Consider the following 24,400-nt stretch of genomic DNA (forward strand, 5'->3'; position numbering starts at 1 on the left):
AGATGGTGATGCCGGGCGACAACCTGAAGTTCAACGTCGAGCTGATCGCCCCGATCGCGATGGAAGACGGCCTGCGCTTCGCCATCCGTGAAGGCGGCCGTACCGTCGGCGCCGGCGTCGTCTCGAAAATCATCGAGTGATTTTCGCGCGAAATTGACGAAGGATCGATGGGGCGGCTTGGGCCGCCCCTTTCTTTTGCCAGTTTGCCACGGAACGCCCGTCGATGACGACCGCACCCAGCCTTTGGCGCCACCGCGATTTCCTGCGGCTTTGGGCGGCGCAAGCCGGCAGTGCCGTCGGCGCGCGGATCAGCCGCACGGTGCTGCCGATGCTGGCCCTGCTGACGCTGGACGCCAGCGCGTCCGAAGTCTCGGCGCTGGCCGCGCTCAGTGTCGCGCCGGGGCTGGTGGTGGGGCTTTGGGCCGGGCGAATTGTTGATGCGCGGGCGCGGCGTCCGCTGATGATCGGGGCCGATCTTGCCCGCGCCGCGCTGATCCTGACCGTGCCCGTTGCCGCGCATCTGGGCGCGCTGGCCATGCCGCAGATCTATCTTGTCGCCGCCGCCGTTGGCGCGGCCAGCGCGCTCTTTTCCATTGCCGAGATGGCTTATGTTCCGGCGCTGGTCGGTCCCGCCCGGATCGTCGATGCGAATGCCCGTCTGGAGGCGACCGATTCGGTGGCCGAAGGCGTGGGGCCATGGCTGGGCGGCGTGCTGGTGCAGATCGTCGGCGGACCACTGGCACTGGCGGTGGACGCGGCAAGCTACCTGTGGTCGGCAGCCTTGCTTGGCCGGATCGCCATGCCCGAGGCTCGGCCCGTACCAACATCTGCCGCGCGCACCCACCCGCTCGCCGATCTGGCAACCGGTTTGAAGGTATGCCGCGACCATCCCCCGCTGATGCGTCTGCTGGCTGTCGAGGCCGTGACGACGTTGGCGGGTGGTGTCCTTTTCGCGCTTTACACCGTTGTCGCACTGGGCACGCTCGGCCTTTCGCCGGCCGTGCTGGGCCTGCTGATCGGTGCGGGCGGTATCGGCAGCCTTGCCGGCGCGCTGATGGTGGGCCCGCTGTTGAGGTCGGTTCGCGAAGACACGGCGCTGCGGTTGACGCTTGCGGCGGGCCTCGTGCTGAACCTCACCGTGCCGATGGCGCTGCTGCTGCCGGGGCTGGCGCTGCCGCTTCTGGCACTGGGGCAGGTGGCGGGCGATGCGTTTCTCACCGCCTTCGGCATCCTGGCGCTCAGCCTGCGCCAACGGGTCGTGGCCGACGCGGTGATGGGGCGGGTCGCGGCCACCTTCCGCGTGACAAGCGATGGCTGCCTTCTGGCGGGGGCCGCACTGGCCGGGCTGCTGACGCTGTTCCTGCCCTTGGCGGCGGTCATCTGGGCGGGAACACTGGCCGGGCTGACCGCCATTGCGGTGCTTGGGCGCGGGGGCATGTCGGCCCTTGATTCCCCCCCCGAGGTGCCGTAATCCCGCCTTGGCCATAGGGGTATAGCTCAGCCGGTAGAGCGACGGTCTCCAAAACCGTAGGTCGCGGGTTCGAACCCTGCTGCCCCTGCCACGCCCTCCCACCTTCGGACTCCGCGAAGATCAACGGCACGCCGCCCTTGGCAAGGCCGCGCCGCGCGGGCTACAACGCCCGTCAACGAATGCGGCAAGGGGCGGGACACGGGGCCGGTGAGCGATCTGATCCAGACCCATTTGCATCTGGGGGCGCACAAGACGGCCACCACGCATCTGCAAAAGCTGATGCACGCCAACCGCGCGGCGCTGGTCGAGGCGGGCGTGCGCTATTACGGGCCGGAATTCCTGCGTCGTCCCCGCCGTTCGATCGGGACAAGTTTCGGGATCAACCCGGACGCCGTACATCGCAATGGCAGATCGCCGCTGGAACAGCTTGATTTTCTGGCCAAGGGCGATCGGCTGGTGGTGCTGTCGGACGAGAATTTTGCAGGCCCTCTGCATGACGGCGCCGGCAATGTGATGGTCCCGCTTTATGAAGGCGCGGCGGCGCGGGTGGCGGCGTTGGCCGCGGCACTGGCGCCCAACCCGCTGCACCTTTTCCTTGCGATCCGGCAACCGACGACGTTTCTGACCTCGGCCTATTCGCAAAGCCTGTTTGGCGGCGTGGCGATTGGCGCGGGCGGGTTTCGCGACCTCAATCCGCCCGACCGGCTGGACTGGGCCGATCTGGTCGCGCGGCTGGCGGCGGTGCCCGGCCTCGCGGGGCTGACGGTCTGGCGATACGAGGATTACCGGGCGGGCCTGCCGTCCATCCTAGAGGCGCTGCTGGGTCCTGCGGCGGCGGTGTTGCCCGCCCCCGCGGCACAGCCGGCCAATCAGGGCCTGTCGGTGCGGGCGCAGAAGGCGGTGATGGAGTGGGCGGTGCACGGGGTGGAGGGGCCGCTGGCGCAACGCGCGCGCCGCCGCTTCCCGGTGACCGAGGACAATCCCGCCTTCGACCTCTTTGAGGCCGACGGCCACGAGGCCGCCGCACGCGCCTATGCCGACCAGGTGGACCGGATTCGCGCTCTTCCCGGGGTGCGTCTGCTGGAGCCGGCGACAGAGGACACGGCGATGGCGGCGCGGCAGGCTTGAAAACCGGTCCGTGCCCGCGTATGTGGCCCGACAACGGCGCGCTGCCCGGTGCGGTGCGCGATGTGACAAGGGAACGACGCAGATGGCCCGACCCAGCCCGATGCAATTCATACAGCAGACCCGGTCCGAGATCGGCAAGGTGGCCTGGCCCAGCCGGCGCGAGGTTTTGCTGACCACCGCGATGGTGGTGGCCCTGACGGCGCTCATCTCGACCTATTTCTCGGTCACGGACCTGTTGATCCGGCAGGGCCTGCACCTGGTTCTGGGCATGTTCGGCTCCTGAGCTGGCGTGTTTGCGGGCCGCGATGCGGTCCGGCGTCCACGGAAAATTGCGCGCCAGCCCTTGCACTTGGACGGCTCCGGAGGTAATAGCCACGGACTTCGGAACAAGGGCGTGCGGCGATTCGTGTTGCACGCCGATTTTGTTTTTCCGAAAGGCAGGTTAACTGCCTGAAGCGACATGAACTTTTCCGGTCCACGGGCCGGCGCGGCGAGGGTACGAAAAGAATGGCGAAGCGGTGGTACTCGGTCAGCGTGCTCTCGAACTTCGAGAAGAAGATTGCCGAACAGATCCGCACCAAGGTCGCCGAGCAGGGGATTGAGGAGCAGATCGACGAGGTTCTGGTGCCGACCGAAGAGGTCATCGAGGTGCGCCGGAACAAGAAGGTGACGACCGAGCGTCGTTTCATGCCCGGCTACGTGCTGGTGCACATGGAGATGTCGGACGAGGGTTATCACCTGATCAACTCGATCAACCGCGTCACCGGGTTTCTTGGGCCGCAGGGCCGCCCGATGCCGATGCGTGATGCCGAGGTGCAGGCGATCCTTGGCCGGGTGCAGGAGGTCGAGGAAAGCCCGCGCACCCTGATTCATTTCGAGATCGGCGAGAAGGTGAAGGTCACCGACGGGCCGTTCGAGGATTTCGACGGGATGGTTGAGGAAGTGGACGAGGATCACCAGCGCCTGAAGGTGTCGGTGTCGATCTTCGGTCGGGCCACCCCGGTAGAGCTGGAATTCACGCAGGTCTCCAAGCAGGGCTGACGTGACGGCCCTCGCCCCGGATTTTGAGGGGGGTGGGTCCGTGGGAGGCGAGGGCGCCGCGGCGCTCGGACCGGACCACGCAACGAGAGGCCAAGGGGCGCGCCCCGCGGCTGTTGGAATGGCGGGGCGACCCGCCGCAGAACAAGGAGAGGCCTCATGGCCAAGAAGGTAATGGGCAAGCTGAAGCTGCAGGTGAAAGCCGGGCAAGCGAACCCCTCCCCGCCGGTCGGTCCCGCACTGGGCCAGCGCGGCATCAACATCATGGAATTCTGCAAGGCGTTCAACGCCAAGACTGCAGACATGGAACCCGGCGCGCCGACCCCGGTCGTGATCACCTACTACCAGGACAAGTCCTTCACGATGGACATCAAGACGTCGCCGGCGTCCTACTTCATCAAGAAGGCTGCCAAGCTGCAATCCGGCTCGAAGACGCCGGGCAAGTCCACCGCCGGCTCGGTCAGCGTGGCGCAAGTCCGCGAAATCGCCGAGGCGAAGATGCGCGACCTCAACGCCACCAGCGTCGAGGCGGCGATGAAGATCATCGTGGGCTCGGCCCGCTCCATGGGCATCGAGGTGAAGTGATGGCAAAGCTGGGAAAACGTGCGAAGGCCGCCAATGCCGCCTTCGAAGGCAAGCAGAACCTGTCGGTCGCGGATGCGGTCGCGCTGGTCAAGGCCAATGCCGCAGCCAAATTCGATGAGACGATCGAGATCGCGATGAACCTTGGCGTTGATCCGCGTCACGCCGACCAGATGGTCCGCGGCACGGTCAACCTGCCCAACGGCACCGGCAAGTCGGTGCGCGTGGCGGTCTTCGCGCGCGGCGTGAAGGCGGACGAGGCAAAGGCCGCGGGTGCCGACATCGTCGGCGCCGAGGACCTGATGGAAACCATCCAGTCCGGCAAGATCGAGTTTGATCGCTGCATTGCCACCCCCGACCTGATGCCCGTCGTCGGTCGTCTGGGCAAGATCCTCGGCCCGCGCAACCTGATGCCCAACCCCAAGGTTGGCACGGTGACGATGGACGTGACCGAGGCCGTGACCGCCGCCAAAGGTGGCCAGGTGCAGTTCAAGGCCGAGAAGGCGGGCGTTGTCCATGCCGGCATCGGCAAGGCCAGCTTTGACGCGGCCAAGCTGGAAGAGAACCTGCGCGCCTTCGTCGAGGCTGTTGGCCGGGCGAAACCCGCCGGGGCCAAGGGCACCTATATGAAGAAGGTCGCCATCAGCTCCACCATGGGCCCCGGTGTCAGCATCGACATCGCGTCGGCCACCGGGAACTGAGCAAGAGATTCCCGCCCCCTCGGGGGTGGTGAATGGCGGGGCCAGACGATCGGCCCCGTCCTGTCCGAGACGGAGGGCAGGGGCCCGGATCTGATCCAGCCCCGCTAAGTCCTTCCCGAGATGGGAAACGAGACAAGATTTCCGTTCGAAGGCCGCTGGCCTTCCTTCGGGCGATCAAGGCCTCGGGACCCTGTCACTGGACCCGAACGGTCCCCGCGCCTGCGTGGGGATCAACTAGAGCCGGGGTGAGTCATGCGACAAGCCCCACCACTTGGAGTGAAACTGTGGATAGAGCCCAGAAAGAGAAAGTGGTCGAGGAACTCGGCCAGATCTTCGAAAGCTCTGGCGTCGTGGTGGTTGCCCACTACGAAGGCATGACGGTTGCACAAATGCAGGACCTGCGCGCGAAAATGCGTGATGCGGGCGGGTCCGTGCGCGTTGCCAAGAACAGGCTCGCCAAGATCGCCCTTGAGGGAAAGCCCTGCGAAAGCATCGCTGACTACCTCACTGGCATGACCGTGTTGTCCTACTCGGAAGACCCCGTCGCCGCGGCGAAGGTGGTTGATGCCTACGCGAAGACGAACGACAAGTTCGTCATTCTCGGCGGCGCCATGGGCAACGCGGCTCTGGACCCCGATGGCGTGAAGGCCGTCGCTCAGATGCCGTCGCGTGAAGAGCTTATTGCTTCGATCGTGTCGTGCATCGGCGCGCCTGCCAGCAACATCGCCGGGGCCATTGGCGCACCTGCTTCGAACATCGCGGGCATTCTTTCGACGATCGAAGAGAAGGCTGCATAAGCGATCTGAACTGTCTGCGGGGTTGATACCCCGTCGTTGGAACACACCTTAACCGAACGGAAAGCATAAAATGGCTGATCTGAACAAACTCGCCGAAGAGATCGTGGGTCTGACCCTTCTCCAGGCACAAGAGCTGAAAACCATCCTCAAAGACCAATACGGCATCGAGCCGGCCGCCGGTGGCGCCGTCATGATGGCCGGTCCGGCCGCTGGCGCCCCTGCCGAAGCCGCTGAGGAAAAGACCGAGTTCGACGTCGTCCTGAAAGACGCCGGCGCGCAGAAGATCAACGTGATCAAGGAAGTCCGCGCGATCACCGGTCTTGGCCTGAAAGAAGCCAAGGATCTGGTCGAAGCCGGTGGCAAGATCAAGGAAGGCGCTGCCAAGGCCGAAGCCGAAGAGATCAAGGCGAAGCTGGAAGCTGCCGGCGCCAAGGTCGAACTGGCCTGATTTCGGCAATGAGGGCGCCGCACGCGTCCTGAACTAAAGGCTGGGTCCGCGGATTCGCGGGTCCAGCCGAACCTGTCTTGGCGGAGGGCGATGCAAGCGCCCCCCTCTTGGGCAGGTTCCCAAGGTCGGGAGGCGCCCGGTGGGACGGGCGCCACGAATAGACCGGGAACCCCCGTTCTCGATTGGGCGACATGGCGCGGGCCCCGCGCGTCATGACCCCGCAGAGATTTGAAAGGTGACGACACCCATGGCTCAGTCCTTCCTCGGCCAGAAACGCCTGCGTAAGTATTACGGCAAAATCCGCGAAGTCCTCGAGATGCCGAACCTCATCGAGGTTCAGAAGGCATCCTACGACCTGTTCCTGAACTCTGGCGACGGCGAGATGCCGGCCGACGGTGAAGGCATCAAGGGCGTGTTCCAGTCGGTCTTTCCGATCAAGGACTTCAACGAGACCAGCGTGCTGGAATTCGTGAAATACGAGCTGGAAAAGCCGAAATACGACGTCGAGGAATGCCAGCAGCGCGACATGACCTACAGCGCGCCGCTGAAGGTGACGCTGCGCCTGATCGTATTTGATGTCGACGAGGATACCGGCGCCAAGTCGGTCAAGGACATCAAGGAACAGGACGTGTTCATGGGCGATATGCCCCTGATGACGCAGAACGGCACCTTCATCGTCAACGGCACCGAGCGGGTCATCGTATCCCAGATGCACCGCAGCCCCGGCGTGTTCTTCGACCATGACAAGGGCAAGACCCATTCCTCGGGCAAGCTGCTGTTCACCTGCCGCATCATTCCCTATCGCGGCTCGTGGCTGGACTTCGAGTTCGATGCCAAGGACCTCGTCTATGCGCGCATCGACCGTCGCCGCAAACTGCCGGTGACGACCCTGCTCTATGCCCTTGGCATGGATCAGGAAGGCATCATGAATGCCTATTACGACACCGTCGACTACGCGCTGGACAAGAAGGGCAAGAACTGGGTCACCAAGTTCTTCCCCGAGCGGGTGCGGGGCACCCGTCCGGCGCATGATCTGGTTGATGCCGATACTGGCGAGGTGATCTGCAAGGCCGGCGAGAAGATTACGCCGCGTACCGTCCAGACCCTGATCAAGGAAGGCAAGGTCAAGAACCTGCTGGTCCCGTTCAACTCGATCGTGGGCAAGTTCGCCGCGCGCGACATCATCAACGAGGAAAACGGCGCGATCTATGTCGAGGCCGGCGACGAACTGACGCTGGAGATGGACAAGAACGGCGAGGTGATCGGCGGCACGGTGAAAGAGCTTGTCGATGCCGGCATCACGTCGATCCCCGTGCTCGACATCGATAACATCAATGTCGGCCCCTACATTCGCAACACGATGCAGGCCGACAAGAACATGAACCGGGAAACCGCGCTCATGGACATTTACCGGGTCATGCGCCCGGGCGAGCCGCCGACGGTTGATGCCGCCAGTGCCCTGTTTGACACGCTGTTCTTCGATTCCGAGCGTTATGACCTGTCGGCCGTGGGCCGGGTCAAGATGAACATGCGCCTCAACCTCGATGCGGCCGATACCATGCGCACCCTCAGCCGCGAGGATATCGTGGCCTGTGTCAAGGCGCTGGTCGAGCTGCGTGACGGCAAGGGCGACATCGACGACATCGACCACCTCGGCAACCGCCGGGTCCGTTCGGTCGGCGAGTTGATGGAGAACCAGTACCGCGTCGGCCTTCTGCGGATGGAGCGCGCGATCAAGGAACGCATGTCGTCGGTCGAGATCGACACGGTGATGCCGCAGGACCTGATCAACGCCAAGCCGGCCGCGGCCGCGGTGCGCGAGTTCTTCGGCTCCAGCCAGCTGTCGCAGTTCATGGACCAGACCAACCCGCTGTCCGAAGTGACGCACAAGCGGCGTCTGTCGGCGCTTGGGCCGGGCGGTCTGACGCGCGAACGCGCGGGCTTCGAGGTGCGCGACGTGCACCCGACCCATTACGGCCGGATGTGCCCGATCGAAACGCCGGAAGGCCCGAACATCGGCCTGATCAACAGCCTCGCAACCTTCGCGCGGGTGAACAAGTACGGCTTCATCGAGACCCCGTATCGCAAGGTCGAGAACGGCAAGGTGACCGACGAGGTTCACTACATGTCGGCCACCGAAGAGATGCGTCATACGGTTGCGCAGGCGAACGCCACGCTCGACGAAGAGGGCAACTTCATCAACGAGCTGGTCTCGACCCGGCAGTCGGGTGAATACACCCTTGCGCCGCGCGAACAGGTGGACCTGATCGACGTCTCGCCGAAACAGCTGGTTTCGGTTGCCGCGTCGCTGATCCCGTTCCTTGAGAACGACGACGCCAACCGCGCGCTGATGGGCTCGAACATGCAACGGCAGGCCGTGCCGCTTCTGCAGGCCGAGGCGCCGCTGGTCGGCACCGGGATCGAGGGCGTCGTTGCCCGCGACTCGGGCGCGGCCATCATGGCGCGCCGTGCCGGCATCATCGACCAGGTCGATGCGGCCCGTATCGTTGTGCGCGCCACTTCCGACCTCGAACCGGGCGATCCGGGCGTCGACATCTACCGGATGCGCAAGTTCCAGCGGTCCAACCAGAACACCTGCATCAACCAGCGTCCGCTGGTGAAGGTGGGCGACACCGTGATGAAGGGCGAGGTCATTGCCGATGGCCCCTCGACCGACATGGGTGAACTGGCGCTGGGCAAGAACGTGATCGTCGCGTTCATGCCGTGGAACGGCTACAACTACGAGGACTCGATCCTGATCTCCGAACGGATCGTGAGCGATGACGTGTTCACCTCGATCCACATCGAGGAATTCGAAGTGGCCGCGCGCGACACCAAGCTGGGGCCGGAAGAGATCACTCGCGACATCCCCAACGTGGGCGAAGAGGCGCTGCGCAACCTCGACGAGGCCGGCATCGTCTATATCGGCGCCGAAGTGGGGCCGGGCGACATCCTTGTGGGCAAGATCACCCCCAAGGGCGAAAGCCCGATGACCCCGGAAGAGAAACTGCTGCGCGCGATCTTCGGCGAAAAGGCCAGCGACGTGCGCGACACCTCGCTGCGTCTGCCGCCGGGCGATTTCGGCACGGTCGTCGAGGTGCGGGTATTCAACCGGCACGGCGTCGAGAAAGACGAGCGTGCGCTGCAGATCGAGCGGGAAGAGGTCGAACGCCTTGCCCGTGACCGCGACGACGAGATGGCGATCCTCGATCGCAACATCTACGCGCGTCTGAAGTCGATGATCCTTGGCAAGGTCGCCGTGAAAGGTCCGCGTGGCTTCAAGGCCGGGTCGGAAATCACCGAAGAGGCGCTGTCGGAACTCAGCCGCGGCCAGTGGTGGCAGTTGGCCCTCAAGGACGAGGCCGACGCGCAGATCGTCGAGGCGCTCAACGAGCAGTACGAGGTGCAAAAGCGCTCGCTCGATGCCCGCTTCGAAGACAAGGTCGAGAAGGTCCGCCGTGGCGACGATCTGCCCCCGGGCGTGATGAAGATGGTCAAGGTCTTCGTCGCGGTGAAGCGCAAGCTGCAGCCGGGCGACAAGATGGCCGGCCGTCACGGCAACAAGGGCGTGATCTCGAAGGTGGTGCCGCAGGAAGACATGCCGTTCCTCGCCGACGGGACGCCGGTGGACTTCGTTCTGAACCCGCTGGGCGTGCCCAGCCGGATGAACGTGGGCCAGATCCTTGAAACCCACATGGGTTGGGCCGCGCGTGGCCTTGGGATCCAGATCGACGAGGCCGTCAAGGAATACCGCCGGTCGGGCGATCTGACCCCGGTGCGCGATGCCATGAAGATTGGCTATGGCGACGATGTCTATGACGAGGGCATCGCCGAGATGGACGAGGACCGGCTGGTCGAGGCGGCGTCCAACGTTCGCCGCGGTGTGCCGATCGCAACGCCCGTCTTCGACGGCGCCAAGGAGGCCGATGTCAACGACGCGCTGCGCCGTGCGGGCTTCGATACCTCGGGCCAGTCGGACCTGTTCGACGGGCGCACCGGCGAGAAGTTCAGCCGCAAGGTGACGGTGGGGATGAAGTACCTGCTGAAACTGCACCACCTTGTCGATGACAAGATCCACGCGCGTTCGACCGGGCCCTACAGCCTCGTCACCCAGCAGCCGCTGGGCGGCAAGGCCCAGTTCGGAGGCCAGCGTTTCGGCGAGATGGAGGTCTGGGCGCTGGAAGCCTACGGCGCCGCCTACACCCTGCAGGAAATGCTGACGGTGAAGTCGGACGACGTGGCGGGCCGGACCAAGGTCTACGAATCGATCGTCAAGGGCGAGGACAACTTCGAGGCCGGCGTGCCGGAATCGTTCAACGTGCTCGTCAAGGAGGTCCGCGGTCTGGGCCTCAACATGGAACTCCTGGATGCGGAGGAGGAATAGGGCGTTCGCGCCCCGTTCAACCCATCCCCTGTTATGTAAGGACGCAAGATGAACCAGGAACTGACGAATAACCCGTTCAACCCGCTGACGCCCGCCAAGGCATTCGACGAGATCAAGGTCTCGCTCGCCTCGCCCGAGCGCATCCTGTCGTGGTCGTTCGGGGAGATCAAGAAACCCGAGACGATCAACTACCGGACCTTCAAGCCCGAGCGCGACGGCCTGTTCTGCGCCCGCATCTTCGGGCCGATCAAGGACTACGAGTGCCTGTGCGGCAAGTACAAGCGGATGAAGTATCGCGGCGTCGTCTGCGAGAAATGCGGCGTGGAAGTCACGCTGCAGAAGGTCCGGCGGGAGCGGATGGGCCATATCGAGCTGGCCTCGCCCGTCGCCCATATCTGGTTCCTGAAATCGCTGCCCAGCCGCATCGGCCTGATGCTGGACATGACGCTGCGTGATCTGGAACGCATCCTCTACTTCGAGAACTACGTGGTGATCGAGCCCGGCCTGACGGACCTGTCCTATGGCCAGCTGATGACGGAAGAAGAGTTCCTCGACGCGCAGGACGCCTACGGCATCGACGCCTTCACCGCCAATATCGGCGCCGAGGCCATCCGCGAGATGCTGGCCGCCATCGACCTCGACGCCGAGGCCGAGAAACTGCGCGCCGACCTCAAGGAAGCGACCGGCGAACTCAAGCCCAAGAAGATCATCAAGCGGCTGAAGATCGTTGAAAGCTTCATCGAGTCGGGCAACCGGCCCGAATGGATGGTGATGACTGTGATCCCGGTCATCCCGCCGGAACTGCGTCCGCTGGTCCCGCTGGACGGGGGCCGTTTCGCGACCTCCGACCTGAACGATCTTTACCGTCGTGTCATCAACCGCAACAACCGCCTCAAGCGGCTGATCGAGCTGCGCGCGCCCGACATCATCGTGCGCAACGAAAAGCGGATGCTGCAGGAATCGGTCGATGCGCTGTTTGACAACGGTCGTCGTGGCCGCGTGATCACTGGCGCCAACAAGCGTCCGCTGAAATCGCTCAGCGACATGCTGAAAGGCAAGCAGGGCCGGTTCCGCCAGAACCTTCTGGGCAAGCGGGTGGACTTCTCGGGCCGTTCGGTCATCGTGACCGGCCCCGAACTGAAGCTGCACCAGTGCGGTCTGCCCAAGAAAATGGCGCTCGAACTCTTCAAGCCGTTCATCTACTCGCGGCTCGAGGCCAAGGGCCTCAGCAGCACGGTGAAACAGGCCAAGAAGCTGGTCGAAAAGGAACGCCCCGAGGTCTGGGACATCCTTGACGAGGTCATCCGTGAACACCCGGTTCTGCTGAACCGCGCGCCCACGCTGCACCGTCTTGGCATCCAGGCGTTCGAGCCGATCCTGATCGAGGGCAAGGCGATCCAGCTGCACCCGCTGGTCTGCTCGGCCTTCAACGCCGACTTCGACGGCGACCAGATGGCCGTGCACGTTCCGCTGAGCCTCGAGGCCCAGCTGGAAGCGCGCGTGCTGATGATGTCGACAAACAACGTGCTGTCGCCTGCCAACGGCGCGCCGATCATCGTGCCGTCTCAGGACATGATCCTGGGTCTCTACTACACCACGATCGAGCGTGAGGGCATGAAGGGCGAGGGCATGTCCTTCTCGACCATCGAGGAGGTCGAACATGCGCTGGCCGCGGGCGAGGTGCACCTGCACGCCCGCATCACCGCGCGCATCAAGCAGATCGACGAGGAAGGCAACGAGGTCATCAAGCGTTACGAGACTACGCCGGGCCGCCTGCGGCTGGGTGGCTTGCTGCCGCTCAATGCCAAGGCGCCGTTCGACCTCGTCAACCGCCTGCTGCGCAAGCGCGAAGTCCAGCAGATCATCGATACCGTCTACCGCTACTGCGGCCAGAAGGAATCGGTCATCTTCTGCGACCAGATCATGGGCCTCGGCTTCCGCGAGGCGTTCCGTGCCGGCATCAGCTTCGGCAAGGACGACATGGTCGTGCCCGACAAGAAATGGGCGCTGGTCGAGGATACCCGCGATCAGGTCAAGGACTTCGAACAGCAGTACATGGATGGCCAGATCACCCAGCTGGAGAAGTACAACAAGGTCGTCGATGCCTGGTCGAAGTGTAACGACAAGGTCACCGACGCTATGATGTCGACGATCTCGGCCAAGCAAAAGGACGACAACGGCGCCGAGAAAGAGCCGAACAGCGTCTACATGATGGCCCACTCCGGTGCCCGGGGTTCGGTCACGCAGATGAAGCAGCTGGGCGGGATGCGCGGCCTTATGGCTAAGCCAAGCGGCGAGATTATCGAGACGCCGATCATCTCGAACTTCAAGGAAGGTCTGACCGTTCTTGAATACTTCAACTCGACCCACGGCGCCCGGAAGGGTCTGTCGGACACCGCGTTGAAGACCGCCAACTCGGGCTACCTGACCCGTCGTCTTGTCGACGTGGCGCAGGATTGCATCGTGCGCGAAAAGGACTGCGGCACTGACCGCGCCATCACCGCCGAAGCGGCCGTGAACGCGGGCGAAGTCGTCTCGTCACTGGCCGAGCGTGTGCTTGGCCGGGTGTCGGCCGATGACGTGCTCAAGCCCGGCACCGACGAGGTGATCGTGCAGGCTGGCGAGCTTATCGACGAACGCCGCGCCGACCTGATAGAGGTGGCCGGTGTCACCAAGATGCGTATCCGCAGCCCGCTGACTTGCGAGGCCGAAGACGGCGTTTGCCAGGCCTGCTATGGCCGCGACCTTGCGCGCGGCACGATGGTCAACATCGGCGAGGCGGTGGGGATCATCGCCGCGCAGTCGATCGGCGAACCCGGCACCCAGCTGACGATGCGGACCTTCCACATCGGCGGCGTCGCGCAGGGCGGACAGGCCTCTTTCCTTGAGGCCTCGCAACCCGGCAAGGTCGAGTTCCGCAATGCAGTTCTGCTGGAAAACGCCGTGGGCGAGCAGATTGTCATGGGCCGTAACATGGTTCTGGCGATCGTCAGCGAGGACGGCGAGGAACGTGCGCAGCACAAGATCGGCTACGGCACCAAGATCCTTGTCAAGGAAGGCGCGGACGTGGCGCGGGGCACCAAGCTCTTCGAATGGGACCCCTACACCCTGCCGATCATCGCCGAGCGGGCCGGGACGGTGCGTTACCTCGACCTTGTCAGCGGTATCTCGGTCCGCGAGGAAACCGACGATGCCACCGGCATGACCCAGAAGGTCGTGGCCGACTGGCGTTCGGTGCCCAAGGGCGGCGATCTGAAGCCCGAGATCCTGATCGTCGGCGCTGATGGCGAACCGGTCCGCAACGATGCGGGCAACCCGGTCAGCTACCAGATGTCGGTCGACGCGGTTCTGTCGGTTGAGGACGGTCAAGAGATCCGGGCCGGTGACGTGGTTGCGCGGATCCCGCGCGAAGGTGCCAAGACCAAGGACATCACCGGGGGTCTTCCCCGCGTGGCCGAATTGTTCGAGGCCCGTCGTCCCAAGGACCACGCCATCATCGCCGAGATCGACGGCTACGTGCGCTTTGGCAAGGACTACAAGAACAAGCGCCGCATCGCGATCGAGGCCGCCGAAGGTGATGGCCGCGTCGAATACATGGTGCCCAAGGGCAAGCACATTCCGGTTCAGGAAGGCGACTATGTCCAGAAGGGTGACTACATCATGGACGGCAACCCCGCACCGCATGACATCCTTGCCATCATGGGTGTCGAAGCGCTGGCCGACTACATGATCGACGAGGTGCAGGACGTCTACCGTCTGCAGGGCGTGAAGATCAACGACAAGCACATCGAGGTCATCGTCCGGCAAATGCTGCAGAAGTGGGAGATTGCCGAAAGCGGTGACACGGTCCTGTTGAAAGGCGAGACGGTGGACAAGGCCGAGTTCGACGAGGCCAATGCCAAGGCGGTCGCTCGTGGCGGTCGTCCGGCGTCGGGCGAGCCGATCCTGCTGGGTATCACCAAGGCGTCGCTGCAAACCCGCAGCTTCATCTCGGCGGCGTCGTTCCAGGAAACCACGCGTCTGCTCACCGAAGCTTCGGTGCAGGGCAAGCGGGACAAACTGGTTGGCCTCAAAGAGAACGTCATTGTCGGCCGGCTGATCCCGGCGGGCACCGGCGGGGCCACCAGCCGCGTCCGGCGCATCGCCACCGAGCGGGACAACGTGGTGATCGAGGCGCGCCGGGAAGAGGCCGCCGCGGCTGCAGCGCTGGCCGCCCCCGTGGCCGAGGAGACCGCAAGCGACGACTTCGAGACGCTGATCGTCGAGACGCCCGAAAGCCGCGACGAATAAGCGTAACGCATTGTAAGACATGCAGAACCCCCGGAGAAATCCGGGGGGTTTCGCGTTTTTCGCCTAGCCCCAGAAGGTTCGGGCGAGGTGGTAAAAGACCGGCGCCGCAAAGACCACGCTGTCGAATTGGTCCAGCACGCCGCCCTGTCCGGGGATCATGTGCGACCAGTCCTTGATGCCCCGGTCCCGCTTGATCGCCGCCATCACGAGGCTGCCGAACTGCCCGGCGGCCGAAGCTGCGGCCGCCATCGCTGCGGCGCCCCACGGCCCGAAAGGCGTGATCCAGCTGAGCGCCGCGCCGATCGCCGCGGCACAGGCTACGCCGCTGGCCATCCCCTCCCACGTCTTGGGCGCCAGCCCCGGCGCGATCCGCCGCCGCCCGATGCGCCGCCCGATGAAATATTCCAGCAGGTCGCCCAGCTGCACCACGATGACGAGAAACGCGATCAGCAGGATCGCGCGGTCGCCGTGATCGGGCAGGTCCAGCATCATCAGCGCGGGCACGTAGCTGACGCAGAAAACGGCGATCATCAGCCCCCATTGCGTTTCCGCCACGCGGATCAGAAAGCGCTGCGGATTGCCGCGCAGCGCCGACAGGATCGGCAGGCCAAGGAAGGCATAGATCGGAATGAAAGTGGCACTGGCCCCCTCCCAGCGCAGCCCGACGAAGACGAACTGCAGCGGCAGGATCACGAAGAAGGCCAGCGCCAGCGCGATATGATCGGCCTGCGCCTTTGCCGTCAGCGTCAGGAACTCGCGCAGCGCCGCGAAAGAGGCAAAGCCGAACAGCACCACCACCCCGGCCCGCCCCAACAGCAGCGCCAGCGCCAGCAGGATCACCATCGCCCACCACGACTGCACCCGCATCAGGTAGCTTTCCAGCGCGGGTGAGGGGCGGTCGGGGTCGCCCCGCCGCCGCATCGCCTCGCCGAAAAGGCCAAGGGCGATCAGCAGCACGCAGATCCACAGCGTCAGCGTCAGAAGGTCTGCGGTGGTGGCACTCACGGCCGGGCCTCGGGTGCCAGCGTCCGCAATGCTTCGGATGCGCGGGCGAGGAAAGCTTCCTTGCTTTCTCCCGGTTTGACGTGGAGCGGCGTGCCGAACGTAACGGTACAAATCAGCGGCAGCGGAATGATCTCGCCCTTTGGCATGATCGAATTGAGGTTGGCGATCCACGTCGGCACAAGGTCCACCTGCGGCCGCTGCACCCCGATGTTGTAAAGCCCGGCCTTGAACGGCAGCAGGGGCTCCGGCCCCATATTGCGCCCACCCTCGGGGAAAAGGATCAACGACGACCCCTCGTCCAGTGCAGCCACCATCGCCGCGACCGGGTCGCTCGTGCGATGCTCGGGCCGCCGGTCGATCAGCACGGCGCGGAACACGTCACGCCCGGCGAAGGCCCGCAGCGGTGTCTTCAGCCAGTAATCGGCGGCCGCAACGGGGCGCGTCCGGCGCCGCAGCGCGGGCGGCAGCACGGACCAGACCATCGGCATGTCGCCGTTTGAGGTGTGGTTGGCGAAGTAGACGCGCAGGCCCGGCTCCGGCGCAATCCCGCGCCAGTCCGCCCTGACGGCAGTGATGAACCGCGCGAACAGTCGAATGCCGTTGCCGGCCATATCGGCCAGGAAGCGGCGAAAGATCTGGCGCAATCGGTCCATGGCCGCAGTCTGGCGAAGGCCCGCGCGCTTGGGAAGGCCCGCCGCTTCAGACCTTGACCGGCGCACCCCCGGCAAAGACGTTCACGCCGTGATAGCCGATCGGGCCTTCCTGCATTTGAAGGTGCAGCCCGTCGCCAGAATAGGGATGCGCGCGTGCCAGCGCCTCGTCCACCTCGATGCCAAGGCCGGGCGCATCCGGCACCGGGATATAGCCGCCCTCGACCCGGATCGTGCCCTTGATCAGCGCGTCATGAAACGGCGTCTCGATCGTTTCGGCCATCAGGATGTTGGGAATGCTCGCGGCCAGCTGGATGTTGGCGGCCCATTCCACCGGCCCTGCATAAAGGTGCGGCGCCATCTGCGCGTTGTAGACTTCGGCGATTGCGGCGATCTTCTTGGTCTCCCAGATGCCGCCTGACCGGCCCAGCGCCGGCTGCAGGATCGTCGCCGCCCCGGCCTTCAGCACGGCAGCGAACTCGGCCTTTGTCGTCAGCCGCTCGCCGGTCGCGACCGGAATGCGCACGGCTGCCGCGACCTTGGCCATTTCGTCGATGTTGTCGGGCGGGATCGGCTCCTCGTACCAGAGCGGATCAAAATCTTCGAGGGCGCGGCCCAGCCGGATCGCACCACCGGTGCTGAACTGCCCATGCGTGCCAAACAGCAGGTCCGCATCGTCGCCCACCGCCTCGCGGATCGCACGGCAAAAGGCGACCGAAAGAGAAATGTCATGGCGCGACGGCATGTGCCCGCCGCGGATCGTGTAGGGACCCGCCGGGTCGAACTTCACCGCCGTATAGCCCTTTGCCACCATTGCTTCAGCGGCCTCCGCGGCCTGTTCGGCCGAGGCCCAGAAATCGGGCAGGGTATGGCCCTTCTGCGGGTAAAGGTAGGTATAGGCGCGGATGCGGTCGTTCATCCGCCCGCCGATCAGCGCGTGAACCGGCCGGTCGCGATCCTTGCCCAGAATGTCCCAGCAGGCCATCTCCAGCCCCGCCCACGCGCCCATCACCGTCAGGTCCGGCCGCTGGGTGAAGCCCGCCGAATAGGCGCGGCGGAACATCAGCTCGATGTTCTCGGGGTTCTCCCCCGCCATGTGGCGGCCAAAGACATCGCGGATCACCGCCTCCATCGCGGTCGGGCCCACCGACGAGGCATAGCATTCGCCCCAGCCGGTGATCCCGCTGTCGCTCGTCACCTTCACAAGGATCCAGTAACGCCCGCCCCAGCCCGGCGCTGGCGGCGCGGTGACGATGATGTCCAGATCGGTCAGCTTCATCGGCTCTCTCCTTCTTCTGGCCCCAAATACTCCGGGGGGGAGGCCCGGCACGGGCCGGGGGGCAGCGCCCCCTTGCGCCGTCACCCGAAGACGATGACGTTCCTCTTTGCCGAACCCGAGCGCGTGTCCGCGATCGCCTCGTTCACCTGCTCCAGCGTCCATCGCCCGGAAATCAGCTCGTCCAGCTTCAGCCGCCCCTGGCCGTAAAGGTCCACCATCCAGGGGATGTCGCGCTTGATTACCGTGTTGCCCATCTTCGAGCCGACCATCCCCTGGCTCCAGGCCGCGAGGTTGCCCAGCTCATAGCTCGACGCCTGCCCGGAATGGGGCATGCCCACCAGCACGATGTTGCCACCCTTGCCGATGTAGTTGATCGCCTGGTCATAGGCGCGGGCCGAGCCCACGGTGACGAAGACCGCATCGGCCCCGCGCCCCAACAGCGCCTTGGCCTCTTTCCATGGTGCGTCCGCCGAGGCGAGTACACCGTCCGTCGCGCCGAACTCCTTGGCGATGGCCAGCTTGGCCTCGGACATGTCAACTGCCACGATCCGCCGCGCGCCCGCGATGCGCGCGCCCTGGATTGCGTTCAGGCCAACGCCGCCCGCGCCGATGACCACGCAGTCCTGCCCTGCGCGCAGCCCTGCTGCGTTCACCACCGCGCCGATGCCGGTGATCACCCCGCAGGCCAGTAGCGAGGCCGCCTCCATCGAGACACCCTCGGGCAGCACCACGATCTGGCTCTGGTCCACCACCACCTTCTCGGCGAAGGCGCCGCAGGCCATCGCCTGATGCAGCTTGCCACCGTCGGGCATGCTCAACGGCCCGTTATCGCCGTCATAGGGCGTGTCGCACATGTAGGGTTTTCCGGCGGCACAATGGGCGCAGGTGCCACAGGCGCGGATCAGTGTCACGACGACCGGGTCGCCCACCTTGAGCCCGCGCACACCAAGGCCCACGCCGCTGACATGGCCCGCGGCCTCGTGGCCATAGACCGCAGGCAGCGAGCCGCCCCAGCCGCCATCGGCATAGGTGATGTCGGAATGGCAGATCGCGCAGGCGGCGAGGGTCACCTCGACCTCGCCCATCTCGGGCGCGCGCAGCGCCACATCCTCGATCGTGAGGGGTTCGCCGAAAGCATGGCAGACGGCGGCTTTGATCAACGTCATGGGTCACCTTTGAGGGTCCGGTTTCGGGGCGAGACTGGCCCTCCCGCCGGCCCCCTGCAAGGCACAAACCGACCGTGCCTGTCGCGTTCAGGCCGGTACGCGCGGCCGCATCGCGAAAAGGCCGATACTGCCCACGGTCAGCAGCCCGGCCAGCAGGAACGGGGCCCCCGGAAGGTAGGGGCCGCCCCCGGTGGTGAAGTACCAGAAGGTCTGTGTCATCAAGAGCGGCGCGACGATGACGGCCACCGCATTTATCGCGCTCAGCGTGCCTTGCAACTCGCCCTGCTGGTCGTCGGCGGCGGCCTTGGACATGATTGCCTGCAGCGCCGGCCCGGCAATGGCGCCGAAGGCCGCGACCACGGTGAAGGCGAGGCAGGCCCAGCCGTTGGTGACAAAGCCGAGGAAAATGAAAGAGGCAACCTCGACCCAAAGTCCCACCACGACCGCGCGCGACTCGCCCAGTCGGCGCAGGATCGGGCGCATCAGTACGCCCTGCACTATCGCAATAGAAATGCCATAGACGCCCAGCGACAGCCCGATCATGCCGGGCCCCCAGCCGAACCGCTCTTCCCCGAAATAGGCCCAGACCGCGGGGTAGACGAAGAAGGCCAGCCCATAGACGAAGATCATCGCCAGAAGCGGGCGCAGCCCCGGCAGCGCGCCGATGGCGCGGAAGGCGCCCAGCGGGTTGGCCCGGCGCCAGTTAAACGGGCGGCGGATGCGGTCGGTCACCGTTTCGGGCATCACGAACCAGCCGAAGGTGAAATTGGCCAGCGCCAGCGCCATCGCCGCGTAGAACGGCGCGCGCGTGCCGTAGATCGCCAGCAGGCCGCCCATCAGGGGCCCCACCACGAAGCCCACGCCGAAGGCCGCACCGATCAGGCCAAAATTGGCGGCCTTCTCCTCGGGTTTCGAGATGTCGGCCATGTAGGCGCTGGCCGTCGATTGCGTGGCCGAGGTGATGCCGCCGATGATCCGGCCCACCAGCAGCAGCCAGATCGTGGGCGCGACGGCCATGATCAGGTAATCGACCGCCATCACCGCCAGCGAGATCAGCAGCACCGGCCGCCGACCGAACGCGTCCGAAAGGCTGCCCAGTGTCGGGCCGCACAGGAACTGCATCACCGCGAAGGCGGTGGCAAGGATCCCGCCCCAGACCGCGGCATTGCCCAGGTCGCCGCCATGCACATCGCGGATCAGATCGGGCATGACCGGCAGGATCAGCCCGATGCCGATGGCGTCGATTGCGATGGTGATGATGATGAAGGTCAGGGGCAGGCGGTTGGGCATCGAACGCTCCGGCAGACGGATGTCTCACCCTTAGCTCGCCCGGCGGCGCGCGCAAGTCACGCCGTGGCGAAACCGTCCAACGCCGTGGCCAACCCGTCCGGGTCGGCAAGGAACGGCGAATGCGAGGTGGGCAGTGTCACCACGCTGTGCGACGGCCAGCCCGCCGTCATCTCGCGCTGGGCCTCCGGGGGGATCGCGCGGTCGGCGCTGCAGATGACGTAGGCGCGCGGCACCTCCGGCAGGGGGCCAAAGGGGGTTTCCTGCGGGCCGATTGGTTCGGGCCCAAGCTGCCCCACCGCCCAGCGGGCAGTCGTTGGGACGACATCGTGATAAAACCGGTCGATCGCCAGGTCCGTGTCGAAGCTGTAGGTCACGCGGCGCGGGTCCACCACGATGGCATCCCGCAGCGGCTGGCGCTGCGCGGCCCGGCGGAGGTCGGCCACCGACAGGCCCGGTTGCGGGACGTAGGCGCAGACATAGACGATCAGCGCGATCTTTTCGGGCGCCAGCCGCGCGGCCAGCGTCGCGGGGTAGCCGGCCGCCGAATGGGCGACCAGCACCGCGCGCCCGTCGATGGCCGAGACGATGGCCGCGGCATAGCTGTCCAGCGTCACATCGCCGGGCGGCGTAGTGTCGGCGCCATGGGCGGGCAGGTCCAGCGGGCGCGCCACATGGCCGCGCCGTTCCAGCGCAGGCACCACGTCGCGCCAGGCCCAGGCGCCGTGGCACGACCCCGCGACCAGCACGAACTCAGCCATGCCCGATCTCGGTCAGGAACCCGGTGAGCGCGGCGGCATAGGCTTCGGGCGCATCGACGCAGGGCAGGTGGCCCGACCGGCGCATCAGGTGAAAGCGCGCGCCGGGGATCAGGTCCACCGTTTCGCGCACGAGGTCGGGCGGGGTCGAGCCGTCCTCGGACCCTGCAATGCCCAGCGTCGGCAGGCGCAGGCCGCTGGTGGGCGTGTAGAAGTCGGTGCCGGCAATCGCTGCGGCCCCGCCGCACCAGCCCTCGACCGGGCAGGCGCGTAGCCGCGCATCCCAGTCGCGCGCGGCGGGGCTTTCGCGAAAATCGCGGTGGAACCAGCGCGCCACGGTGGCGTCTGCCACGGCCTCGACCCCGCCCGCGCGCACGGCGGCTATCCGGTCTTCCCAGATCTGCGGCGTGGCGATGCGGGCGGCGGTGTTGGACAGGACCAGCCCGCGCACGAGGTCCAGCCGCTTGACGGCCAGCCCCTGCGCGATCATCCCGCCGATCGACAGGCCGACGAAGACCGCCTGCTTTACGTCCAGCGCGGCACAGACTGCCTCGACATCGGAAATCAGCGCGCCCATCGTGTAGGGCGCGGGCGGCACGTCGGACTTGCCATGTCCACGCATGTCGACCGCGATAAGCCGCAGCGTGTCAGGCAGAAGCGGCAGGACGTCGTCCCACAGGCGGTGATCGGTGCCCAGCGCGTGCAGGAACACGACCGGCGCGGCGATCCGGTGCGCGACACCGCTTTCGCGCACGAACAGGCGCACGCCGTCGCGGGTGATGAAGTGATCGGGCATCGGCGCCTAGTCCCGGATCGCACGCATGAACATCGCGGGGTCCACGTTGCCGCCCGTCGCCACCGCGATCACGGCATCCCCATCGACTGTCTCGGGATGAAACAGCGCCGCTGCCAGCGCCGCCGCCCCGCCCGGCTCCAGCACGATGCGCAGGTGGGCGAAGGCCGCCCGCATTGCGGCAAGGCATTCGGAATCGGTGACATCCAGCCCCGGCCCGCACAGCCGCAGCATAATCGGAAAGGTCAGCTGCCCCGGCGCGGGCGTGATGATCGCATCGCAGATCGAACCGGCAAGGCGCGGGTTGCGGTGGATCGACCCGCTGGCAAGAGAGCGCGCCACGTCGTCGAACCCCGCCGGTTCCACCGGCCGGGCGCGCAGGCCCGGCGCCTCGGCCTCGAGCGCCAGCGCGATGCCCGCGGTCAGGCCGCCGCCGCCGCAGCAGACCAGCACGTCGGCCTGCGCGATGCCCAGCGCGGCCGCGTCTTCGGCAATCTCCAGCCCGGTCGTGCCCTGCCCGGCGATCACCTGCGGATCGTCGAAGGGCTTGACCAGCGTCAGCCCGCGCTCGGCCGAGATGCGCGCGCCGATCTCGTCACGGTCCTCCGTCAGCCGGTCGTAGAACACGATCTCGGCCCCAAGGGCGCGGGTATTGGCCGCCTTCACCGCCGGCGCGTCCGAGGGCATGATGATGACGCAGGGCGCGCCGTGCGCCCGCGCCGCCAGCGCCACGCCCTGCGCATGGTTGCCCGAGGAAAACGCGATCACGCCCGCCGCGCGCTGGGCGTCGTCAAGGGCCGAAACCGCGGCCCAGCCCCCGCGCGCCTTGAACGATCCGGTCAGTTGCAGGCACTCGGCCTTGACGTAGACGCGCCGCCCCGCGATCGCGTCCAGCCCCGGCGACCATAGCATCGGCGTGCGCCGGACGTTGCCCTGCGCACGGGCCGCCGCGGCACGGATCATCTCGATGTTCATGTCAGCAGCCCCTTCCAGCGGTTCAGCGCCTCCAGCGCCTGAGGTTCGTCAAGAAACGGCACGTGGCCGCGCCCCGGCACCTCGGCCAATATCATGTCCGGGCGGCGCCGGGCCATTTCCGCGACCGTCGCCGCGCTCAGAAGGTTCGAGTTCATACCGTGGATCAAGGCCAGCGGCAGCCCGGCCAGCGCATCGAACAGCGGCCAGAGGTCGGGCTGGGGCTGCGCCAGCCCTGCCAGCATCGCCTCGCGCAGCGCCGGATCGTAGCGGTTGACCAGCCCGTCGGGGGTTTCCTCGAACAGCGCCTGTGCCTCGGCCAGCCAGCGTTCGGGCGGCACGCCGTCAAAGCCCGGCAGGCCGCGGGCCCGCGCGGCGGCGACCTCGGCCAGGGTCTTCTGCGGCGGGTTGCGGCCGATATAGCCCGCGATATAGGCCAGCCCCTCGGGCGCGATCTCGGGGCCGATGTCGTTGAGGGCGACGGCGCTCAGCCGGTCCCTGGCGGTGGCCGCCAGCGCCATCGCGATCAGCCCCCCGCGCGAGGTGCCAAGGATCGCCGCGCGCGCCAGCCCGAGGTGATCCATCAGCGCCAGCACGTCGGCGGCCTCCTGCGGCACGGTATAGGTGGCCGGATCGGCCCGGTCCGACCTGCCACGCCCCCGGTAATCCAGCCGGACCAGCCGCAGGTCGGCCAGGTGCGGCGCGGCGAAATCGAAATCGGCGCCGTTGCGGGTCAGGCCGGGCAGGCACAGCACCGCCGGGCCCTGCCCGTGATCGGCGTAGAAAAGCCGGGTGCCGTCTGTCGCGCGGAACGTCGGCATCAGACGAGGTCCGGGATGCGGGTGAGATCGGGCACGACATGGCTGGGCTGCGCCCAAACACGGTCAACCGGTGCGTCCGCGCGATTGACCCAAGCCGTGCAAAAGCCATAGCCCGCCGCGCCGCCAGCGTCCCAGCCGTTGGACGACACGAACAACACTTCGTCACGGGCGCAACCAAAGCGCGCCTCGACCATCGCATAGACCCGCGCGTCGGGCTTGAACACGCCCACGCTTTCGACCGAAAGCACATCGTCAAGATGCCCGCCGATTCCGGCCGAACGCACCGCGTCGGCCAGCATGCCGGGCGAGCCGTTAGACAAGATCGCGCAGGTCAGCCCGCGCGCCTTCAGCGCGGCAAGAACGGCGGGCACCTCGGGAAAGGCTGCCAGTTCGCGGTAAAGCGCCAAAAGCCGCGCGCGCAGGTCGTCATCGGCCAGTCCGGCCGCCTCCATCGCCCAGTCGAGGCCATCCTGCGTGACCTGCCAGAAATCCACATGCTGTGCCGCGATGGCGCGCAGCCAGCTGTATTCCAGCTGCTTGGCGCGCCAGTCGCGGGCCAGTTGCGGCCAGACCTCGGCCAGCCGTTCCCGGCCGGGTTCGGCAGCGGCCAGACGTGCCGCCGCGTTCACGTCAAGCAAGGTTCCATAGGCATCGAAGATGCAGGTCGTGATGGTCATGCCATGGGGCTCCGTCGGGTTCGGCGTCAGACTGTCATGCGTGCGCGCCGGGGAAAAGGGCCAAACCGGTTTGCATCGGCGGCCCGGGTTGCCTACCTTGGGGGCGGTATCATCGGAGCACCCGCACTAGCCGGCCTCCTTCATTCACCCCCC

General features: G+C 66.1%; 20 protein-coding genes, 1 tRNA gene and 1 pseudogene. 12 read left to right on the top strand and 10 right to left on the bottom strand.

Features of this window, described 5'->3' with window-relative positions:
• From tuf to rpoC, 12 genes and pseudogenes are all read left to right on the top strand, one after another.
• Positions 1-140: pseudogene (gene tuf / locus GC146_RS01565) on the top strand (elongation factor Tu); the annotation flags it as partial.
• Between the two features lie 83 nt (positions 141-223).
• Entirely contained in the window at positions 224-1,471 is a 1,248-nt protein-coding gene (locus GC146_RS01570) for an MFS transporter (RefSeq protein ID WP_291833434.1), read from the top strand.
• A 15-nt stretch (positions 1,472-1,486) separates the two neighbouring features.
• Positions 1,487-1,562, top strand: a tRNA-Trp gene (locus GC146_RS01575).
• A 116-nt stretch (positions 1,563-1,678) separates the two neighbouring features.
• Positions 1,679-2,599 carry a hypothetical protein gene (locus tag GC146_RS01580; RefSeq protein ID WP_291833436.1) on the top strand — a complete coding sequence of 307 codons (921 nt, stop codon included), beginning with the start codon at positions 1,679-1,681 and terminating at the stop codon, positions 2,597-2,599.
• 82 nt (positions 2,600-2,681) lie between these two features.
• Entirely contained in the window at positions 2,682-2,882 is a 201-nt protein-coding gene (secE, locus tag GC146_RS01585) for a preprotein translocase subunit SecE (RefSeq protein ID WP_291833439.1), read from the top strand.
• Positions 2,883-3,106: 224 nt separating this feature from the next.
• Complete coding sequence (nusG, locus tag GC146_RS01590; RefSeq protein ID WP_291833442.1) at positions 3,107-3,640, top strand: transcription termination/antitermination protein NusG; 534 nt, start codon at positions 3,107-3,109, stop codon at positions 3,638-3,640.
• Positions 3,641-3,796: 156 nt separating this feature from the next.
• Positions 3,797-4,222, top strand: a complete 426-nt coding sequence (gene rplK / locus GC146_RS01595; protein WP_291833444.1) for a 50S ribosomal protein L11 — start codon at positions 3,797-3,799, stop codon at positions 4,220-4,222.
• Positions 4,222-4,920: a 50S ribosomal protein L1 gene (rplA, locus tag GC146_RS01600; RefSeq protein WP_291833447.1), complete on the top strand. Its 699-nt coding sequence runs from the start codon at positions 4,222-4,224 to the stop codon at positions 4,918-4,920. Before rplK ends, rplA begins: the two co-directional genes overlap by 1 nt.
• Before the next feature lie 284 nt (positions 4,921-5,204).
• The gene (gene rplJ / locus GC146_RS01605; RefSeq protein WP_291833449.1) at positions 5,205-5,717 is read left to right on the top strand and encodes a 50S ribosomal protein L10; all 513 of its coding nucleotides are present in this window, start codon (positions 5,205-5,207) and stop codon (positions 5,715-5,717) included.
• Between the two features lie 70 nt (positions 5,718-5,787).
• A complete protein-coding gene (gene rplL, locus GC146_RS01610) occupies positions 5,788-6,165 on the top strand; it encodes a 50S ribosomal protein L7/L12 (RefSeq protein ID WP_291833452.1) in 378 nt (125 codons plus the stop codon).
• Positions 6,166-6,412: 247 nt separating this feature from the next.
• On the top strand, positions 6,413-10,549 hold the full coding sequence (gene rpoB / locus GC146_RS01615) for a DNA-directed RNA polymerase subunit beta (RefSeq protein WP_291833454.1): 4,137 nt from the start codon (positions 6,413-6,415) through the stop codon (positions 10,547-10,549).
• Between the two features lie 48 nt (positions 10,550-10,597).
• Positions 10,598-14,839 carry a DNA-directed RNA polymerase subunit beta' gene (rpoC, locus tag GC146_RS01620; RefSeq protein WP_291833457.1) on the top strand — a complete coding sequence of 1,414 codons (4,242 nt, stop codon included), beginning with the start codon at positions 10,598-10,600 and terminating at the stop codon, positions 14,837-14,839.
• 63 nt (positions 14,840-14,902) lie between these two features.
• On the opposite strand, the gene GC146_RS01625 is transcribed toward rpoC, so the two are convergent.
• The 10 genes from GC146_RS01625 to GC146_RS01670 form a co-directional block, all read right to left on the bottom strand.
• Positions 14,903-15,844 (bottom strand): phosphatidate cytidylyltransferase, encoded by a 942-nt coding sequence (locus tag GC146_RS01625; protein ID WP_291833459.1) that lies wholly within the window; start codon positions 15,842-15,844, stop codon positions 14,903-14,905.
• Complete coding sequence (locus GC146_RS01630; RefSeq protein WP_291833462.1) at positions 15,841-16,497, bottom strand: lysophospholipid acyltransferase family protein; 657 nt, start codon at positions 16,495-16,497, stop codon at positions 15,841-15,843. Before GC146_RS01630 ends, GC146_RS01625 begins: the two co-directional genes overlap by 4 nt.
• Before the next feature lie 46 nt (positions 16,498-16,543).
• Positions 16,544-17,773: a mandelate racemase/muconate lactonizing enzyme family protein gene (locus tag GC146_RS01635; protein ID WP_291833464.1), complete on the bottom strand. Its 1,230-nt coding sequence runs from the start codon at positions 17,771-17,773 to the stop codon at positions 16,544-16,546.
• Between the two features lie 80 nt (positions 17,774-17,853).
• A complete protein-coding gene (locus GC146_RS01640) occupies positions 17,854-18,939 on the bottom strand; it encodes a Zn-dependent alcohol dehydrogenase (protein ID WP_291833467.1) in 1,086 nt (361 codons plus the stop codon).
• Between the two features lie 87 nt (positions 18,940-19,026).
• On the bottom strand, positions 19,027-20,229 hold the full coding sequence (locus tag GC146_RS01645) for a TCR/Tet family MFS transporter (protein ID WP_291833469.1): 1,203 nt from the start codon (positions 20,227-20,229) through the stop codon (positions 19,027-19,029).
• Between the two features lie 56 nt (positions 20,230-20,285).
• Complete coding sequence (locus GC146_RS01650) at positions 20,286-20,987, bottom strand: alpha/beta fold hydrolase (RefSeq protein WP_291833472.1); 702 nt, start codon at positions 20,985-20,987, stop codon at positions 20,286-20,288.
• Positions 20,980-21,780: a 3-oxoadipate enol-lactonase gene (gene pcaD, locus GC146_RS01655; protein WP_291833475.1), complete on the bottom strand. Its 801-nt coding sequence runs from the start codon at positions 21,778-21,780 to the stop codon at positions 20,980-20,982. Before pcaD ends, GC146_RS01650 begins: the two co-directional genes overlap by 8 nt.
• Before the next feature lie 6 nt (positions 21,781-21,786).
• A complete protein-coding gene (locus GC146_RS01660) occupies positions 21,787-22,752 on the bottom strand; it encodes a threonine/serine dehydratase (protein ID WP_291833477.1) in 966 nt (321 codons plus the stop codon).
• Complete coding sequence (locus tag GC146_RS01665; protein WP_291833480.1) at positions 22,749-23,570, bottom strand: alpha/beta hydrolase; 822 nt, start codon at positions 23,568-23,570, stop codon at positions 22,749-22,751. The genes GC146_RS01660 and GC146_RS01665 overlap by 4 nt, the downstream gene beginning before the upstream one ends.
• Positions 23,570-24,247 carry a haloacid dehalogenase type II gene (locus tag GC146_RS01670; protein ID WP_291833482.1) on the bottom strand — a complete coding sequence of 226 codons (678 nt, stop codon included), beginning with the start codon at positions 24,245-24,247 and terminating at the stop codon, positions 23,570-23,572. The genes GC146_RS01665 and GC146_RS01670 overlap by 1 nt, the downstream gene beginning before the upstream one ends.
• Positions 24,248-24,400 lie beyond the last annotated feature (153 nt).

The organism is Limimaricola sp. (assembly GCF_016125575.1).
Lineage (GTDB): Bacteria > Pseudomonadota > Alphaproteobacteria > Rhodobacterales > Rhodobacteraceae > WGLM01.

Excerpts from the sequence above, each read along its gene's own strand:
- GC146_RS01570 (WP_291833434.1), top strand. The coding sequence starts at position 224 with ATGACGACCGCACCCAGCCTTTGGCGCCACCGCGATTTCCTGCGGCTT.
- secE (WP_291833439.1), top strand. The coding sequence starts at position 2,682 with ATGGCCCGACCCAGCCCGATGCAATTCATACAGCAGACCCGGTCCGAG.
- nusG (WP_291833442.1), top strand. The coding sequence starts at position 3,107 with ATGGCGAAGCGGTGGTACTCGGTCAGCGTGCTCTCGAACTTCGAGAAG.
- rplK (WP_291833444.1), top strand. The coding sequence starts at position 3,797 with ATGGCCAAGAAGGTAATGGGCAAGCTGAAGCTGCAGGTGAAAGCCGGG.
- rplA (WP_291833447.1), top strand. The coding sequence starts at position 4,222 with ATGGCAAAGCTGGGAAAACGTGCGAAGGCCGCCAATGCCGCCTTCGAA.
- rplL (WP_291833452.1), top strand. The coding sequence starts at position 5,788 with ATGGCTGATCTGAACAAACTCGCCGAAGAGATCGTGGGTCTGACCCTT.
- rpoB (WP_291833454.1), top strand. The coding sequence starts at position 6,413 with ATGGCTCAGTCCTTCCTCGGCCAGAAACGCCTGCGTAAGTATTACGGC.
- rpoC (WP_291833457.1), top strand. The coding sequence starts at position 10,598 with ATGAACCAGGAACTGACGAATAACCCGTTCAACCCGCTGACGCCCGCC.
- GC146_RS01630 (WP_291833462.1), bottom strand. The coding sequence starts at position 16,497 with ATGGACCGATTGCGCCAGATCTTTCGCCGCTTCCTGGCCGATATGGCC.
- GC146_RS01635 (WP_291833464.1), bottom strand. The coding sequence starts at position 17,773 with ATGAAGCTGACCGATCTGGACATCATCGTCACCGCGCCGCCAGCGCCG.
- GC146_RS01640 (WP_291833467.1), bottom strand. The coding sequence starts at position 18,939 with ATGACGTTGATCAAAGCCGCCGTCTGCCATGCTTTCGGCGAACCCCTC.
- GC146_RS01645 (WP_291833469.1), bottom strand. The coding sequence starts at position 20,229 with ATGCCCAACCGCCTGCCCCTGACCTTCATCATCATCACCATCGCAATC.
- GC146_RS01650 (WP_291833472.1), bottom strand. The coding sequence starts at position 20,987 with ATGGCTGAGTTCGTGCTGGTCGCGGGGTCGTGCCACGGCGCCTGGGCC.
- pcaD (WP_291833475.1), bottom strand. The coding sequence starts at position 21,780 with ATGCCCGATCACTTCATCACCCGCGACGGCGTGCGCCTGTTCGTGCGC.
- GC146_RS01660 (WP_291833477.1), bottom strand. The coding sequence starts at position 22,752 with ATGAACATCGAGATGATCCGTGCCGCGGCGGCCCGTGCGCAGGGCAAC.
- GC146_RS01665 (WP_291833480.1), bottom strand. The coding sequence starts at position 23,570 with ATGCCGACGTTCCGCGCGACAGACGGCACCCGGCTTTTCTACGCCGAT.
- GC146_RS01670 (WP_291833482.1), bottom strand. The coding sequence starts at position 24,247 with ATGACCATCACGACCTGCATCTTCGATGCCTATGGAACCTTGCTTGAC.